The sequence below is a fragment of the Flagellimonas sp. ABD4_174 genome (assembly GCF_056160185.1).
The window spans coordinates 795,625-812,199 of record NZ_JBSWWP010000001.1 but is presented as its reverse complement, the minus strand read 5'-3'; the positions used below and the strand labels follow the sequence as shown (position 1 = coordinate 812,199).

14 protein-coding genes and 1 pseudogene are annotated in these 16,575 nt (G+C 41.7%); 5 read left to right on the top strand and 10 right to left on the bottom strand.

The features are described from left to right. Positions 1 to 23: 23 nt before the first annotated feature. Positions 24 to 101: pseudogene (locus tag ACXAFK_RS03555) on the bottom strand (pseudouridine synthase); the annotation flags it as partial. Between the two features lie 120 nt (positions 102 to 221). Between ACXAFK_RS03555 and ACXAFK_RS03550 the strand changes: the two are divergent. After that, a complete protein-coding gene (locus ACXAFK_RS03550) occupies positions 222 to 647 on the top strand; it encodes a hypothetical protein (protein WP_474956823.1) in 426 nt (141 codons plus the stop codon). Between the two features lie 18 nt (positions 648 to 665). Here the strand turns inward: ACXAFK_RS03550 and ACXAFK_RS03545 are convergent, their stop codons facing one another. From ACXAFK_RS03545 to ACXAFK_RS03530, 4 genes are all read right to left on the bottom strand, one after another. Further along, positions 666 to 1,505 carry a pseudouridine synthase gene (locus tag ACXAFK_RS03545; protein WP_474956822.1) on the bottom strand — a complete coding sequence of 280 codons (840 nt, stop codon included), beginning with the start codon at positions 1,503 to 1,505 and terminating at the stop codon, positions 666 to 668. A 61-nt stretch (positions 1,506 to 1,566) separates the two neighbouring features. After that, the gene (locus ACXAFK_RS03540; protein ID WP_224836307.1) at positions 1,567 to 2,472 is read right to left on the bottom strand and encodes a geranylgeranylglycerol-phosphate geranylgeranyltransferase; all 906 of its coding nucleotides are present in this window, start codon (positions 2,470 to 2,472) and stop codon (positions 1,567 to 1,569) included. 10 nt (positions 2,473 to 2,482) lie between these two features. Next, complete coding sequence (locus ACXAFK_RS03535; RefSeq protein ID WP_252080719.1) at positions 2,483 to 3,421, bottom strand: mevalonate kinase family protein; 939 nt, start codon at positions 3,419 to 3,421, stop codon at positions 2,483 to 2,485. Between the two features lie 142 nt (positions 3,422 to 3,563). Beyond that, positions 3,564 to 4,649, bottom strand: a complete 1,086-nt coding sequence (locus ACXAFK_RS03530; protein ID WP_474956821.1) for a diphosphomevalonate decarboxylase — start codon at positions 4,647 to 4,649, stop codon at positions 3,564 to 3,566. A gap of 93 nt (positions 4,650 to 4,742) precedes the next feature. Between ACXAFK_RS03530 and ACXAFK_RS03525 the strand changes: the two genes are divergently transcribed. Next, on the top strand, positions 4,743 to 5,219 hold the full coding sequence (locus ACXAFK_RS03525; protein ID WP_224836304.1) for a TspO/MBR family protein: 477 nt from the start codon (positions 4,743 to 4,745) through the stop codon (positions 5,217 to 5,219). On the opposite strand, the gene ACXAFK_RS03520 is transcribed toward ACXAFK_RS03525, so the two are convergent. Beyond that, complete coding sequence (locus tag ACXAFK_RS03520) at positions 5,216 to 5,755, bottom strand: DUF1697 domain-containing protein (RefSeq protein ID WP_474956820.1); 540 nt, start codon at positions 5,753 to 5,755, stop codon at positions 5,216 to 5,218. The genes ACXAFK_RS03525 and ACXAFK_RS03520 overlap by 4 nt on opposite strands. Before the next feature lie 59 nt (positions 5,756 to 5,814). Between ACXAFK_RS03520 and glpK the strand changes: the two genes are divergently transcribed. Both glpK and ACXAFK_RS03510 read left to right on the top strand, forming a co-directional pair. After that, positions 5,815 to 7,311, top strand: coding sequence for a glycerol kinase GlpK (glpK, locus tag ACXAFK_RS03515; RefSeq protein ID WP_474956819.1), 1,497 nt, complete (start codon positions 5,815 to 5,817; stop codon positions 7,309 to 7,311). 25 nt (positions 7,312 to 7,336) lie between these two features. Continuing rightward, entirely contained in the window at positions 7,337 to 8,065 is a 729-nt protein-coding gene (locus tag ACXAFK_RS03510; RefSeq protein ID WP_474956818.1) for an MIP/aquaporin family protein, read from the top strand. Positions 8,066 to 8,069: 4 nt separating this feature from the next. On the opposite strand, the gene ACXAFK_RS03505 is transcribed toward ACXAFK_RS03510, so the two are convergent. From ACXAFK_RS03505 to ACXAFK_RS03490, 4 genes are all read right to left on the bottom strand, one after another. Continuing rightward, positions 8,070 to 9,335, bottom strand: a complete 1,266-nt coding sequence (locus ACXAFK_RS03505) for a BaiN/RdsA family NAD(P)/FAD-dependent oxidoreductase (RefSeq protein ID WP_474956817.1) — start codon at positions 9,333 to 9,335, stop codon at positions 8,070 to 8,072. Next, positions 9,335 to 10,087, bottom strand: coding sequence for a glycerophosphodiester phosphodiesterase (locus ACXAFK_RS03500; protein ID WP_474956816.1), 753 nt, complete (start codon positions 10,085 to 10,087; stop codon positions 9,335 to 9,337). Before ACXAFK_RS03500 ends, ACXAFK_RS03505 begins: the two co-directional genes overlap by 1 nt. Positions 10,088 to 10,204: 117 nt before the next feature. After that, positions 10,205 to 12,067: an alpha-amylase family glycosyl hydrolase gene (locus ACXAFK_RS03495; protein ID WP_474956815.1), complete on the bottom strand. Its 1,863-nt coding sequence runs from the start codon at positions 12,065 to 12,067 to the stop codon at positions 10,205 to 10,207. 29 nt (positions 12,068 to 12,096) lie between these two features. Then, positions 12,097 to 13,116: a LacI family DNA-binding transcriptional regulator gene (locus ACXAFK_RS03490; protein WP_224836297.1), complete on the bottom strand. Its 1,020-nt coding sequence runs from the start codon at positions 13,114 to 13,116 to the stop codon at positions 12,097 to 12,099. 370 nt (positions 13,117 to 13,486) lie between these two features. Between ACXAFK_RS03490 and ACXAFK_RS03485 the strand changes: the two genes are divergently transcribed. Continuing rightward, positions 13,487 to 16,570 (top strand): SusC/RagA family TonB-linked outer membrane protein, encoded by a 3,084-nt coding sequence (locus tag ACXAFK_RS03485; RefSeq protein ID WP_474956814.1) that lies wholly within the window; start codon positions 13,487 to 13,489, stop codon positions 16,568 to 16,570. Positions 16,571 to 16,575 lie beyond the last annotated feature (5 nt).

Here is a 16,575-nt window from a genome sequence, read left to right as displayed (position 1 = left end):
ATATTCTTCAAGTTGATTACCTCTTATTCGGACAAGTACCGCCAATGGCCACGGGGCAAATCCTTTTTGGTCAATCCAGCGAAAATTACACGGTCCAACTTAGTCGCATTTTAACACGGAATTGATAACTACGTCAATTCAAATAGTGGTTTGATCAATTGAGGGGTTGTCTTGCCCCACATTTTTTGGAAATTGGTTTTTGATTAATTGACCACAAAACTATGATCGACAAAAAATCCGGCACCCTAACCATTGGGCAGGACGTCCAATTTGGACCACAAGTAGCTTTCAAAATCTTAAAAGACCTAAAGCTTGGAGAAAGTGCAGAAATTATCGGTTCCATCGATGCAATCGAACAAAAACTAAAGTTTAATAATGTAAAGGTTGAAAACAATTATTACATTTTCCGTTTAAGTTTTGAACTTAATCGACTCTTTATGCTAGAAATTTTTATAAGTCCCGGTCCATTTATGTTTAAAAAAAGTTGGACCCACTGGAGTTATGAAGATGAATTAAAGCATTTGGAATACTGTACTGCATGGCTACAACACGAAGTTGGAGCCACCAGAAATTTTACTTGGGGACATATTTGGTGTGGATACGACAGTCTTGGAGGTTATAGCAGTATTAAAATCAGGTATGTTTAGAGAACCAATTATCTATTTCTACTTTATATTCTTCAAATTGATCACCTCTTGTTCGGTCAAGTACCGCCAATGGCCACGGGGCAAATCCTTTTTGGTCAGTCCAGCGAAAATTACACGGTCCAGTTTGGTTACTGTATAGCCCAAATGTTCAAAAATTCGGCGAACGATCCGGTTACGCCCGCTATGGATTTCCACTCCTATTTCCCGCTTTGGCGCACCTTGTATATAGCTAATGCTATCCACGGTAATAGGTCCGTCTTCCAATTCCAACCCTTCGCCTATTTTATGGAAATCTGCCAAGGATAGATTGTTATCCAAATGCACATGGTAAATTTTACGCACATTGTGCTTAGGGTGGGTGAGTTTTTTGGTAAGATCACCATCGTTGGTAAATAGCAACAATCCAGTTGTGTTTCTATCCAATCGACCTACGGGCAACAAACGATTGTTCGACGCGCTGGAAACCAGCTCCATAACCGTTCGGCGCCCCTTTTCATCACTCGTTGTGGTAATAAAGTTCTTGGGTTTGTTCAACAGAACATACTCTTTCTTTTCCAAATTGAGACGTTTACCATCGAAACGTACATCATCCGAACGTTTTACCTTGAATCCCATTTCGGTTACCGGTTTCCCGTTCACCGTCACATTGCCCGCAGCTATATAGGTGTCGGCTTCCCTTCGGGAACAAATACCGGCATTGGCAATATAGCGGTTCAGCCGTATTTCGTCCGGGTTGGATTTTTTCTTGGCAGTCTCCTGTTTTGGCCTTGGTGCATTACTTTTGCCAAATGGTTTTTTAGGGTCCCCTCCCTTGTAGTTTTTAGAAGGTCTTCTTCCTCTATTGTCTGATTTCGCCATCAGTCGTATTTTTTTGCAAATGTACTCTTTTTACGCTCCAAAAAATCTAAAGCACAAAGAATTACAATATTCGGTTCAGCACCACCTCCACATCGATCAGAAGAATACTAAAAACTCCTGCCACGATAATAAACTTTATAATATTGTGCAGCCATACATAGTGTTTCTTGGCATCTGCCCTCCACAATAATACCAAGAACAGCACCAAGAGCACAATACATGCCGCAAAGTAGAGGTACATATATCCAACATCGAAGGTTTTAATAAGTAAGAGCGCAGGAATCAAAGTGAGCACAATGAAAAGGGAAATCATCGTTTTGGACGTTTTGGGACCATACAAAATAGGTATGGTCCTATAATTCTGCGCCATATCGCCGGCCATATTTTCCAAATCCTTGATCATTTCACGCGCCAAGATCAACAGGAACAAAAAAATGGCGTGCACAAAAATTACCGCCTGGAAATTTTGATAATACACAAAAACCACAAAAAATGGCGCAATTGCCAATGTGGACGATACCAAATTACCTATAAACGGAATGCGTTTAAGTTTGTGCGAGTAGATCCAAATACCAAAAATATAGGAAGAGAAAAACAGCACTGCTCTGAACGAAATATAGCTTGCTGCAAAAACGGTCAAAAAATTAAGTATGAAATAGGTGGTGAGCTTAAAGCGTTGGCTTACCAAACGATCCAACATACTCTTCGTGGGCTTGTTGATTAAATCCTTCTCGGCATCGTAGAAATTATTGATGATATACCCACTGGCTATGGTGAGCGCAGAGGCCGTAACGATCATAAATAGATTTGCGTCCAAAACCACTTCACCAAGAGGAATATCGGGTGCCAAAATATAAATGGAAGCCAAATACTGTGCTAGGGTGATCACAAGAATATTGTACCCTCTAACCACGGAGAACAGACTCAACAGCTTAAAAAGCAAGAGTTTGTTTTTTCTATTGAGCATGTATTGGCATTTAGAAGTTGTAAACCACTTCCAAAGTATGTCCCTTTAAAGCTTTTCTTGCCTTATCGAGGTCTTGGGTAAAGCCCAATATATAACCTCCTCCTCCGGATCCGCACAGTTTTAGGTAATAATCGTTGGTCTCGATTCCTTTTTGCCAAAGCTGATGGAACTTGGAAGGAATCATCGGCTTAAAGTTGTCAAAAACCACGTTGGATAGCTGCTTTAGATTACCAAATAAGGATTTTATGTTGCCATTCAGGAAATCCTCCACACAAGCATCGGTATGTTTAATAAACTGATCCTTGATCATATTGCGGAATCCTTCCTGCTTCATATTTTCCATGAATATCTGCACCATCGGGGCGGTTTCGCCAGTAATGCCACTATCCAACAAGAAAACAGCTCCTTTGCCCTCGGTATTTTGGGAGGGTATACTGGTAGATTCGATATTATCCTTGGAATTGATTAAAATAGGCAGACTTAAATAACTGTTCAATGGATCCAATCCGGAAGATTTACCATGGAAAAAAGATTCCATTTTTCCGAAAATCGTTTTCAACTGTAGTAACTTTTCGCGCGTCAGGTTTTCCAAAACCGTAATCTTGTCCGTAGCGTAACGGTCGTAAATGGCAGCCACCAAAGCGCCACTGCTCCCAATTCCATAACCTTGCGGAATGGAACTATCAAAATACATACCCTCGGCCACATCCCTTTCCAAAGCTTCGATATCAAAAGAGACTAAGCCTTCTTCCTTAATTTCCAGCGCTTTTAGGTACGCCGCGTAAGCTTTTAGACTTTTGTTGGATTCTTGGGCCATTTCCGAATTGTTCTTGTCCCACTTTAATGCCCCCTTAAAGAAATTATAAGGTATGGACAATCCTTTGGAGTCTTTGATAATACCGTACTCTCCAAACAACAATATCTTGGAATAAAACAATGGACCTTTCATATTACAGTACTAAGATACAAACAATTTTGTTTAATTTTTGATAAAATTTGATGAACAAATAAATTCTATCGTTAAAAATAGCATTCCCGATTGGTAAAAAACTTTGGCAAATAACGTAAAAAAACAGCTTAGCTGTTCATTTTTAGCTGTTTATTTTGATGGCCCCCGACCCCACCACATCGTTAATGTACTGTCCGTTCTCGCAATGGTCCGCCAAGTTATCTTTGATAAACTTTTGTACCTTTTCCTTTTCTGATGCCGGGTAGAGCAAATGAACATTGGCCCCTGCATCAAGCGTAAAACATAGCGGTATTTTGGTATCAAGCCTGAACTCCCAAACTTTGTTGATGATTTCCAAAGTGTCCGGTTTCATTAAAATAAAGTAGGGCATACTGGTCATCATCATGGCATGCAGGGTCAAAGCCTCACTTTCCACTAGCTTGATGAATCCTTCCAAATCCCCACTTGCCAAAATTGGTTTTAACGTATCCAAATTGGCAAAGGCCTGTTCAAAACGATTCGTGGCATACGGGTGACCGTGCATTAATTGATGGCCGACGGTGCTGCTCACCTGTTTTTGTCCTTTGTGGACCAATAAAATCGTATCACAAAAACCATTAAAAACCGGATTAATTTCGAACGGATACTCGATTCCGTACAAATTGGAACTGTTGGGAATGTTCTTGTGGGCGCCCCATTGCACCATACTGCCTTTTATGCTCCGGCATGCGCTGCCCGATCCCAATCGGGCCAAATAAGATGCCTTGGCATGGAACAGCTCATCCGACATAGCGGGGTTCAGTGTTTTCTCTATATCCATTAAACACATGGACAAAGCGGCCATTCCACTTGCCGAAGATGCAATTCCGCTGCTATGGGGAAAGGAATTGGTGGTATCAATGGTAAAGTGGTACTTATCCAAAAACGGAACATACTCCCGAATACGCTCAAAAAAAGTATGGATTTTGGGTTTAAAATCTTCTTTTGCCTTGCCCTCGAACAATAGATCAAAGGATATGCCCCCATTGTTCTTCTTTGATCCATACGATACCGATGTGGTGGTGGCACAGGTATCCAAAGTAAAACTTATGGACGGATTGGCGGGAATCTGTACCGGTTTTTTGCCCCAATATTTTACCAAGGCAATATTGCTGGGTGCTTTCCAGGTCACCTTGCCATTTTCGGGCAATTCCAAATACGTACCGGGCAAAAATTGTTTTTCCGTCATTGGCAATGGATATTTCAACAAATATAAGGAGCGCCAAATTTACAGTAATTAGGATACAAATAAATTCTTAATTTAGTCGAAGTTGAGCCAGCCATGAAAAAAAGAATTATTTACATCGCCATTAGTGTTTTGGTCTGCCTTGTCATAGGTTTTTTGTCCAGCATTGCCACCCAAAGTTCCGTGAACGACTGGTACCTTACACTGAACAAGCCCTCTTTTACGCCGCCCAACGAGCTTTTTGCCCCGGTCTGGACCGCTTTATATGTTATGATGGGCACTGCAGCTGGAATAGTGTGGTCCAAAGGATATCATCACATTTGGGTAAAAACGGCCTTGTACCACTTTGTTTTTCAGTTGTTGTTAAACGCACTTTGGAGCATAGTTTTCTTTGGACTTAAAAATCCTCTTGGCGGACTAATTGTAATTTTGGCCCTGTTGACCATGATCCTTCTTACCATTAAATGGTTCAAGGTGATAAGCAAACCTGCCGCAATTTTAATGGTACCCTACGTAATCTGGGTCGCTTTTGCCTCTGCCCTCAACTACAAAATCTGGGAACTCAACGCTTAGGAATCTATCATTTCCAATAGTTTCAGCATCGTTTTTCGGTTTCGGGTCGTAGCCTCCACTTTTAGTTTGTTCTCGATGTAGTTATTGTTGAGTTTTGCCCTGCCATATCCATTTTTACAGAGTAAATACACACATTTATCGGTAACAAAATAATCTTCATGCTTAAAATGATGTTGATTAAATTGTTCTACCAAATCATGTTCAGGCGAAGTTCTTAGCCAAACATAATAGAGTCTGTTCTCTCCATCGGTGTCCATAAATGGACTTTTGTTCAAAACATGCTCTATTTCATCCTTATTGAACAGTAATACCGGCACCTCAAAACCAAAATTTTGATAAATAGCATCAAAAATATATCGCTGTAAATCGTTTTGTTCTATGTTGCCACCCTCAAAAACAATATTCCCACTTTGAATATATGTTTTTACGTTTTGAAGACCGATTTCCTCTAAAACTCGCCTCAATTCGGCCATTTTAATCTTTTTTTGGCCGCTTACGTTTATACCCCGAAGTAAGCCAATGTATGTATTCCCCATAGTGATTGATTCTGCACCCGAATTAATTTTAGTAAATTCAAGCGCATTAAATTAACAAAATGAACCAATACATCCTTGCTTTGGATCAAGGGACCACAAGCTCACGTGCCGTGGTGTTCGATAAAAAAGGTACAATTGTGTCCATGGCCCAAAAAGAATTCACTCAAATATTTCCCAGACCAGGATGGGTGGAACACGACCCCAGTGAAATCTGGTCCACTCAAGCAGGAGTAGCTGCCGAGGCCGTGAGCAAAAAAGGACTTAAATCCACCCAATTGGCCGCCATAGGAATCACCAACCAACGGGAAACCGTGGTCGTATGGGACAAAAACACCGGTGAGCCCGTGTACAATGCCATTGTTTGGCAAGATAAAAGGACTGCCGATTATTGCGATGAACTAAAAAAAGAGGGCAAATCCGATATCATCCGAAAAAAAACCGGATTGGTTATCGATTCCTATTTTTCCGGAACCAAGGTGAAATGGATCTTGGACAATGTAGAAGGCGCACGACAAAAAGCGGACAATGGCAATTTGATCATGGGTACCATTGACACTTGGCTTATTTGGAAAATGTCGGACGGAGCCCTGCACATTACCGATGTGACCAATGCCTCCCGCACCATGCTTTTTAATATAAATACCATGGACTGGGACAATGAATTACTGGAACTGATGGGCATTCCCCAAAGTATGCTGCCCAACATAAAACAATCCAGCGAGGTTTATGGAAATACCAGTCCCAATATTTTTGCCACCAAAATACCGATAGCCGGCATTGCTGGTGACCAACAAGCCGCATTGTTCGGTCAAATGTGTACAAAGCAGGGCATGGTAAAAAACACTTACGGCACAGGTTGCTTTATGTTGATGAACATTGGTGACAAACCCATTGTATCCGAGAACAATCTACTTACCACGGTAGCCTGGAAAATTAATGGTGAAACCACTTATGCCCTAGAGGGCAGTGTTTTTATAGCCGGTGCGGTGGTACAATGGTTACGCGACAGCCTAAATATCATTAAATCCTCCGAAGAGGTAGAAAAACTAGCCAGCTCGGTCAACAGTACCGAAGGAGTTGTATTTGTTCCAGCCTTTGCAGGTTTGGGCGCTCCCCACTGGAACCAGAAAGCCCAAGGAACCCTATTCGGTATTACTCGGGGCACCACCGATGCCCATATTGCCCGGGCAGCCTTAAAGTCCATTGCGTACCAGACCATGGATATTCTTAAGGCCATGGAAGCAGATTCGGGAATTTCCATTAAAGAGTTACGTGTTGATGGCGGTGCAACCGTCAACGATATGCTGATGCAATTTCAGGCCGATGTTCTGAATACCATCACCGTTCGACCAAAAATTGTTGAAACCACAGTAATGGGAGCGGCATATTTGGCAGGTCTTGCCGTTGGTTATTGGGAAAACCACCAAGAGATCCAGGAAATCTGGCAAACCGATGTACACTTTGAACCGACCAACGAACGGGAAACCATAGAACAGGGCATACAAGAATGGTACAAAGCAATAAAGGCACTTGAATTTTGGACGGAACTTCCATAACCATAAACACTAATATTACATTGATATGACTCCCTTTATAGCTGAAATTATAGGCACTTTTTTGTTAATGGTCCTCGGGTGCGGTGTAGTTGCGAACGTTTCGCTTCAAAAAACTTATGGAAATGGATCTGGTTGGATTGTGATCACTACAGGTTGGGCGATTGCCGTTTACACCGGAGTAGTAGTGGCTGGGCCGTACAGCGGTGCCCACATCAATCCAGCTGTCAGTATTGGGTTGGCCGTGGCCGGAAAATTTCCGTGGAACGAAGTTCCAGTATATATTTTAGCACAATTTATTGGAGCCATGTTGGCGGCCTTTTGTGTTTGGCTAGTAAACAAAGATCACTTTAGTGCCACTAGCGATGGTGATACTAAAAGAGCCGTGTTTTGTACTGCCCCTGCCATACCCAATACGTTAATTAATCTTTTTTCAGAGTTCTTGGGCACTTTTGTGCTCGTTTTCTCTGTACTTTTTTTTACCGATGCCATGCTGACCACGGATAATACCATTATTGGCCTTGGTTCTTTAGGGGCCCTACCTGTATCCTTAATTGTTTGGGGCATAGGCCTTTCTTTAGGGGGAACAACGGGTTACGCCATTAATCCTGCCAGAGATCTAGGCCCACGGATTGTACATGCGCTATTGCCATTGCAGAATAAAAGCGGGAATAACTGGGGTTATAGTTGGATTCCTGTGATCGGTCCCATTGCAGGAGCAGTTTTAGCCGCCTGGGCCGCTATACTTTTACAGTGAGCCCCTAGGAAGTTATGGCCTGTGCTGCAATATAGGCACCGGTCCATGCATTTTGGAAATTAAATCCTCCCGTAATGGCATCTACGTTTATAATCTCACCTGCAAAGTAAAGATCGGGATGCAACTTGCTTTCAAAAGTTTTAAAATTGATTTCTTTTAAATCCACACCTCCAGCGGTCACAAATTCTTCTTTAAACGTACTTTTCCCCTCTACCTTAAATGATGAAGCCGTCAATTGTTCTGCCAACGCCCGAAGCTCCATCTTCGAAATATCTCCCCAACGTTTCTCCGGCCCGATTTGTGCAGCTTCAACCAATCGTTTCCATAATCGTTTTGGCAGTCCGGTGACATTGGTCCGCATCACGGTTTTTTTTGCCTCCATCTCCTTTATTTCCCTTAGGCTGGCTTCCATGGATTCGGTGGTGTATTCCGGCAACCAATTCACCAATATTCTAAAAGAATAATTATAATCGTTAAGAATATTTGCTCCCCAAGCCGACAATTTTAAAATTGCCGGTCCACTTAATCCCCAATGAGTTATGAGAACGGGGCCTTCTGCATAGAGAAAAGTATTTTGATCTAGCTTACTTTTAAGATTGAGCGATTTTTTATCCGTATGGAATACCTTTTTGGCCAAAACCTCGACCGAGGCGTATGTACTCAAACCTTGAATACCTTTAATTCTATTATCGGAAACATTAAAGGTAAAAAGTGAAGGGACGGGGGGTACGACCTGATGTCCTAATTTTTCCAGAAGCTTCCATATTTTCGGATTACTGCCAGTGGCCAACAATAGTTTTTTGGATTGATAGTGCTTGTTCATCGTGGTCACCTGCCACCCCTCTTCTGTTTTATTTATATCTTTTACGGAACTGTTTCTTAAGACTGTGACACCCAATCGGTCCGCCTCTCCTACCAAACAATCAATAATACTTTGGGAGGAATCGCTCTTTGGAAAAACGCGTCCGTCCTCTTCCACTTTCAATGGTACGCCCCGTTCTTCAAAAAAAGCCATTACGTCCATTGGGGCATAGGCATGGAATGGTCCCAAAAGCTCTTTCTCCCCCCGAGGATAGTTGGCCGCCAAATCTTTGGGCACAAACTCCCCGTGGGTAACGTTACAACGTCCACCGCCTGAGATCTTTACTTTGGAAAGAACAGTCTTGCCCCTTTCAAAAATGGCTATTTTCAGATCGGGAGCACGTTCTGCCACTTGAATTGCCGCATAGAAACCTGCCGCTCCACCACCTACTATAATAAGGTCGAACATTAATTCACACGTTCTGGATAATTGGTGATAATACCATCGACCCCAAATTCTGTCATTCTTTGAATGTCTTCGGGTTCGTTGACCGTCCAGGTATATACTTTTAATCCTTCTGATTGGATTTTAGCAGTATTGTTTTGTGTAAGGGTTTTATAATTTGGGTTAATGGCCACGGCATCCAACTCTTTGGCCACTTCCAACGCTTGCAACGGATCTTCGGAGGTCAATACGGCAATTTTAACATCCTTGTTGATCGCTCTCATGGCTTGGAGCTCGTCCCATTTAAAGCTGGAAATAATAAAGTTGTCGATATTCCATCCTTTTTCTTTTACATAAAAGTTGATGGCTTGATTAACCTTATCCGTAGTTCCCGCACCTTTTAGCTCAATATTTAGTACTACCTTGTTGTCTATGAGCTTCAGCACCTCTTGGAGCATGGGAATCTTATGCCCACCGTCCAATACAAGTTGTCGCAATTGAAACATATTATATTCCTCGATGTTTCCGCCGGCGTTGGCAAGCCGGTCCACCTTTTTATCATGGAAAACCACAATCTCGCCACTTTGGATCTTGAATACATCAATCTCGATCATATCCACTCCCAGATCCAAAGCTTTTTGTACCGATGCCAATGTGTTCTCGGTCTCGTGCCCCATGGCTCCTCGATGTCCAATTACCAATGGTTTTGATTTTGTCATTTCACAACTCGTTAAAAGCCAAATGGCTCCAAGTGCAATAAGTAAGTTTTTTTTCATGATGGTTTGGTTATAGGGTTAAAAATACAATTTGTAATTAAAAAACACTCTTCTTACCCCTTGCAGAAACCCAACTTAACCTAAAATTAAAAAATAGGGCCAACTTGATCGGTCCTATTACTTTAATTTAAAAATATAAGATTGTAGCGGAGCCAAATCCAATTGGATTTGTCCTTGCCCATTTATTACGGAAAGTTTTGGGGAAACTTCTCCATATAAGACCTCGGACAACGGGTAATCACCATCTGTTAGCTCCCATTTTGTGATTACATCTTCCGGTACTTTTAGATTTAAAGAATAGTTTTTTAGGGCATCAAAATTGGAAAGTACTATTAATTTTTCATTGGATGTCCATCTAACGAACGATAGTACTCTGTGATCATAATCCTCCGTATGATCTTTGTTGTAAAAATGAATTTCCTGGTACTCGCCCATCAACGCCTCACTGGATATGGTAAAATTTAACAGGCGTTTGTAAAAATCCCTAAGTTCCCTTTCTTCTTTGGTAAGTTGCCCTCCATCGAACTTTTTATTGTTGACCCACCTTTGGTGATGTGGCACCCCGACATAATCAAAAATCGAAGTCCGGGTCGGGTCACCAAACCCAGCATCTTCTGCCCCGGGCTCACCTACTTCTTGTCCAAAATAGATCATCGTTGGAGAGGTACTGATCGTTGCCGACACTACCATGGCCGGCTTTCCCAATTGTGCATTTCCTGCAAAATCGGGACTTGCGATACGCTGCTCATCGTGGTTTTCCAAAAAATGTAGCATGTGGTGCTCAATATCCGCCATGCCTTTCTGCACTACGGGGATGTGATCTGTCCAACCATACCCCTTCATTATATGTTTTATACTATCGTAGAGCTCGACCTTATCATACAAATAATCCATTTTTCCTTTGTGGATATAATCTCGGTAAAGGGCTGGATTATAGACTTCTGCCAACAGAAAGGCATCGGGGTTCTTCATCTTAATATTGGAGTTAAGGTAGCTCCAAAACTCCACGGGTACCATTTCGGCCATATCAAACCTGAACCCGTCTACTCCAAAATCCAACCAATATTGGGCAATGTCTTTGAACTTGCCCCAAGAATCCGGGAGTGTTTTGTCCTTCCAAAACTCATAATGTTCTTTATAATCTTTCTCTTGGAACGACTCTGGCAGTTCATCAAAATCTTTTGTACCGTCGGGGCGTACCCCATAGTTTATTTTTACCGTTTCGTACCAATCGTTGTAGTGTGGTTGTGCCAGTCTGGAGCCGTTACCTGTCCATTTAGCGGGATTTTCTTCAAACTTGGAGTCGGCCAAATTGTTATCTTCACCACCAAGTGGCAGGTATCCTTCTTGCCAATCAGGTACTTTAAACGCTTCTCCGGGGATGTAATAAAAATTATTGTTTACCGCATATTCTTTTGATGTATCATCGGAGCTTCCAAAATCCTCGACTCCGTCCGGATTGGTCTTTCCTTCATAATTTCTTGCTACGTGATTGGGTACGATATCGATAATGACCTTCATACCTGCGTTGTGCGTACGATCCACAAGTGCCTTAAATTCCTCCAATCTTTTTGATGGGTCGATGGCCAAATCCGGATCAACATTGTAATAATCCTTAACTGCGTATGGGGAACCGGCCCTACCTTTTACCACATCGGGGTCATCATTGGAAATGCCGTATTCTGTATAATCATTGATCACTGCATGATGGGGCACTCCGGTATACCAAATATGGGTAACGCCGAGAGCTTTTATTTCGGTCAAGGCTTTTTCGGAGAAATCGGCAAACTTGCCCACACCGTTTTCCTCTATGGTACCCCATGGTGTATTGGTAGTGTTGGTGTTTCCAAAAAGACGGGTAAATACTTGGTAAACTACTTCTTTCTTTTTCATAGGTTGCGGAGCTGGCTTTGGTTTTTCTTTGCACGATTTTAATGCCGCAATGGCCAAGATCAAGATTAGGCCTTTTATTGTTCTCATGTTCTAAACAGAAATATTTCTTTGTAGAATTAATGTTCTATGGAATCTCTGATCACCAAGGTGGGCTCCAATATTTTGGTCGTATAGCTTTCTTCCTCCGCTTCGCTCTCTACTTTATCGATAAGCATTTCTGCAGAGACCTCGCCCATCTTTTCCCCGTGTTGGGCCACCACGGATAGACTTGGATTGGCATATTTGGACAGCACGCCGTCGGTAAAGCCGATAAAAGCGATATCCTCGGGAATTTTTAATCCTTTTTCTTGGACCAATCGCATGCTGTAGACCGCAAAAATTTCGTTTACGCACAGAACGGCATCAGGGTTCACCTCGTTCAAAAAGGTTTTGATGGCCTGCTCGTCCATCTCCATGGATGGAAGTTTTAAGATCAGCGATTCATCAACGCCCAAATTGCTTTCCTGAAGCGCTTTTAGGTATCCCTTTGTTCTTGCCTTGCTTACACTTAGGTAATCGTCGGTGGTGATCAGGGCAATCTTGTTTTTTCCTTGGTCAATGAATTTTTGAGTTGCACGATAGGCTCCGAGTTCGTCATCGATAATTACCTTGTCACAGTCGATTTCGTTGGTGATCCTATCAAAAAGAACAACAGGTATGCCTTGGTCAGTAACCTCTTTTAAGTGATTGTAATCGCCCTTAGATTGTGTTTCGGAAGATAGTGACATAATAAAACCATCTATACTTCCATTGGCCAACATTTCCATATTGATGACTTCTTTATCAAAAGATTCTTCGGAAAGACAAACAATTACATTATATCCTCTGGCATTGGCATATTTCTCGATACCTCGGATAACGGTAGTAAAAAAATGATGCACTATATCCGGAATCACCACGCCTATATTCTTGGTGCGCTTATTCTTTAAGCTAATGGCTATATTGTTGGGCTTGTAGTTATAAAGTTTGGCAAAAGCCTGTACTTTCTCTTTGGTGTCCCTACTGATCTCTTCGCTGTTCTTGAGTGCTTTGGAAACTGTAGATATGGAAACCTCCAGCTCCCTTGCAATATCCTTTAAGGTAATCTTTGACTTCAACTATACTTGTATTTAGATTGCAATTTCCGTAACCCTAAAAATACTTAATTAAGATGCTGTACGACGTAAGAAAATCACCTTTTTTACATCGAACATGTTATAAAATCCTATTAAGGCTTAGCGGCCAAAATTGGCAAAAGCATATAATTTACTATATTAGTGTAAATCTTACTACATTCTTAACCACAGCTCACAAAATTAAGATATACTCAAACCACTATATCCATTTCTGTGAATTCAACATTTCCTAAAGTTATCAACACGAAACCGTTTTCGTGATAAATTACAATATAGTTAAATTTACATTAACCTTTTTTTTATATATGTTTAACACTTGAATTAAATTAACTAAACTTAAAATTAATTATCTATGAAGATTACGCTACTAAAAAGCTTTTTGCTGCTTGGGGCATTTTTATGCTTCGGTTTGGCAAAGGCTCAGACAGTATCAGGTACCGTTTCGGATGCGAACGGGCCGTTACCAGGGGCGAGCGTATTGGTAAAAGGTACTACCAATGGTACGCAGACCGATTTTGACGGTAACTTCACCCTAAACAACGTAGAGGATACCGCCACTTTGGTTTTCAGCTACATTGGTTACAAGACCGCAGAAATTGCGGTGAATGGACAATCTACCATTAATGTAACCTTGGAAGAAGACGCACAAGCGTTGGACGAGGTTGTAATTATTGGTTATGGACAAACAACGGTAAAAGATGCGACCGGTTCAGTTGCCGCCGTAACCTCGGAGGATTTTAACGGTGGTGTTATTGCATCCCCGGAACAGTTAATCCAGGGTAAAACCGCCGGTGTACAGATTACACAGGCCAGTGGTGAGCCCGGCGCCGGAATGAACCTAAGAATTAGGGGTTCCAATTCTATCCGTTCCAACAACAATCCACTCTTTGTTGTGGATGGCGTGCCATTATCAGGTGAATCCACTACTCCTTCAGGAGGTGATGTGATCAACGGTAGTAATGCAACAAGAAACCCATTGAACTTTATTAACCCCAACGATATCGAAAGTATGTCCATACTTAAAGATGCTTCCGCAACGGCCATTTATGGATCCAGAGGAGCGAACGGGGTAGTTATCATTACCACCAAAAGTGGTAAATCTGGACAAGGCGGTGTTTTTGAATTTAGCTCCAATTTAAGTATTTCCACGCCAGCCAACAGCTATGATCTTTTTGACAGGGATGAATTTTTATCAAAGACTGCTTCAGTAAGAAGTCAAGCAATTGCTGATGCAAATGATTTTGGATACAATACCAATTGGCAAGATTATATTACCAGATCTGTTGCTTCCCAAAACCAAAACCTTTCATATTCCAGAAATTATGGAAGTGGTAACATTAGGGGTACGTTCTCTTACGGAAAACAATTTGGTGTAATAGAAAAATCAGCACAAGAACGTATTACCGGTAGAATCAATGCAAGTCACCGTTTTCTTGAAGACAAATTACGACTTACATTGCAAGCATCCATTTCGCGAGTAAACGATGATGCACCACCAGTTAGTGGTACTTCTGGAGCAAGTGGTAACTTGATCGGTGCAGCATACTCTGCGAACCCAACTTGGCCAGCTAATCCAAATTTCTTTTTGGAAGGAAATCAATTGAATCCAGCAAACTATCTTGCCAACTTCCAGTCGGTTACGCATACAGACAGAGCGCTGGTCAACTTTTCAGCTGAGTACGATTTTACTCCGGAATTGACCGGTAAGGTAAGCGTTGGTTATGATGATTCGGATGCGGAGTCTATTTCTTCTATTTCCGGGGACGCAAACAACTTTAACCGGGTTACAGGTAATGGACAAACTGCATACAACACGTTGAATGCGACCAGTAAACTTTTAGAAGCGACGCTGAATTATAAAAAGACTTTTGATAATTCATCATTGGATGTAATTGTAGGTTACTCTTTCCAAGATTTCCAAAGAGAAGGTTTTAACTCACAGGGATGGCAAGCTCCAACTTCCGACTTAAATGAAATGGGAGAGTTGCTGATCGAAGACGTAAACAACATAAGATCAAGCATCAACGGACCATACCAGCAAGCTGGGTACGCCCCAAATGGAAATTTTGTAAACAGCATTAATCCTTTCGAGGATACTGCATCATTGGGAATTTCTTCCGGCGGATACACCTCAGTTTGGGTCGATACCTTTGATAATACTGATGAACTTCAATCTTTCTTTGCCAGAGCAAACTACACATTGAACGATAAATTTTTGTTCACAGCAACAGTAAGAGCAGACGGTTCCTCAAGGTTTAGTGAAGATAACAGGTACGGATACTTCCCTTCCGGTGCTTTTGCTTGGAAAATTAATGAAGAAGATTTTATAGGTGACAATATCTCAACACTTAAGTTAAGAATTGGTGCCGGTGTTACCGGTAACCAAGAAGGATTGGGATATGCGAACTTCCTAAGAAGAGTTCGTTTCTCCGAACCGAGTATTAGTGATAGTGGTGAAATCTTAAGACCAGGTGCACAAACCGTAGCCGTTCAAAACCCAGATTTAAAATGGGAGTCCACCTTGGATATGAACATAGGTCTTGATTTTGGATTCAACCTAGATCGTTTCAGTGGATCCATTGATTTTTATCGAAAAGAAACCAATGATCTATTGTTTAGACAGGGTGCCGCTGCTCCTGCTGCAGACCCATTTGTTTTCAAAAATTTGGAAGATGGCACAATTATCAACCAAGGGGTTGAAGTCGCCTTGAACTATGATTTTGTGCAAACAGAGGATATTACATTCTCCTCCTCCTTTAACATTGCTTACAACAAAAACAAAGTTGAAGGGTTAAATGGTGTTACCGCCAACTTTGGAGCATTGAACGGGCCTGGACTAACAGACGCTTTTGCCCAAAGATTAGGAGAAGGTAGATCTCTTTTTTCTTTCTACATGGCTGAGTATTCAGAAGATAGCAACGGTAATCCAAACTTTAACCCAGACGAGAAAGATTTTGTTGGAGAAGACGGCCTTCCAGATGTGAACGCCGGTCTTTCCTTAAATCTAAGGGTAAAGAATTGGGATGCATCCGCTTACTTTACTGGTCAGTTCGGTTTCTCCGTATACAACAACACGGCTAATGCCTTTTTGAACAGACCAACTTTTGAAACAACAAGAAATGTTGATCAAAGAGGATTGGACACTAACATTAGCCAAGAAGTTTCTACATTATACTTAGAGGATGGCGATTTTGTTAGATTGCAGAACGCAAGTGTTGGTTACAATGTGCCGCTTAGCGGACAAGGAGCCATTAAAAGTTTGAGACTTTCACTTACAGGACAAAACTTGTTCTTGATTACAGACTATAGCGGTCTAGACCCAGAGGTATCATCCACCACAGGTGACCTTGGAACAGGTATCCCGAGTGCCAGTATAGATTACACTGCATTCCCGAGACCAAGAACTGTAACATTGGGTATCAACGCTAAATTTTAAAAAAA

What these genes read in the sequence shown, in the direction of transcription:
- ACXAFK_RS03520 (WP_474956820.1), bottom strand. Translation starts at nt 5,755, where the DNA reads ATGGGGAATACATACATTGGCTTACTTCGGGGTATAAACGTAAGCGGC.
- ACXAFK_RS03505 (WP_474956817.1), bottom strand. Translation starts at nt 9,335, where the DNA reads ATGTTCGACCTTATTATAGTAGGTGGTGGAGCGGCAGGTTTCTATGCG.
- ACXAFK_RS03485 (WP_474956814.1), top strand. Translation starts at nt 13,487, where the DNA reads ATGAAGATTACGCTACTAAAAAGCTTTTTGCTGCTTGGGGCATTTTTA.
- ACXAFK_RS03535 (WP_252080719.1), bottom strand. Translation starts at nt 3,421, where the DNA reads ATGAAAGGTCCATTGTTTTATTCCAAGATATTGTTGTTTGGAGAGTAC.
- ACXAFK_RS03525 (WP_224836304.1), top strand. Translation starts at nt 4,743, where the DNA reads ATGAAAAAAAGAATTATTTACATCGCCATTAGTGTTTTGGTCTGCCTT.
- ACXAFK_RS03500 (WP_474956816.1), bottom strand. Translation starts at nt 10,087, where the DNA reads ATGAAAAAAAACTTACTTATTGCACTTGGAGCCATTTGGCTTTTAACG.
- ACXAFK_RS03510 (WP_474956818.1), top strand. Translation starts at nt 7,337, where the DNA reads ATGACTCCCTTTATAGCTGAAATTATAGGCACTTTTTTGTTAATGGTC.
- ACXAFK_RS03540 (WP_224836307.1), bottom strand. Translation starts at nt 2,472, where the DNA reads ATGCTCAATAGAAAAAACAAACTCTTGCTTTTTAAGCTGTTGAGTCTG.
- ACXAFK_RS03495 (WP_474956815.1), bottom strand. Translation starts at nt 12,067, where the DNA reads ATGAGAACAATAAAAGGCCTAATCTTGATCTTGGCCATTGCGGCATTA.
- ACXAFK_RS03545 (WP_474956822.1), bottom strand. Translation starts at nt 1,505, where the DNA reads ATGGCGAAATCAGACAATAGAGGAAGAAGACCTTCTAAAAACTACAAG.
- ACXAFK_RS03530 (WP_474956821.1), bottom strand. Translation starts at nt 4,649, where the DNA reads ATGACGGAAAAACAATTTTTGCCCGGTACGTATTTGGAATTGCCCGAA.
- ACXAFK_RS03550 (WP_474956823.1), top strand. Translation starts at nt 222, where the DNA reads ATGATCGACAAAAAATCCGGCACCCTAACCATTGGGCAGGACGTCCAA.
- glpK (WP_474956819.1), top strand. Translation starts at nt 5,815, where the DNA reads ATGAACCAATACATCCTTGCTTTGGATCAAGGGACCACAAGCTCACGT.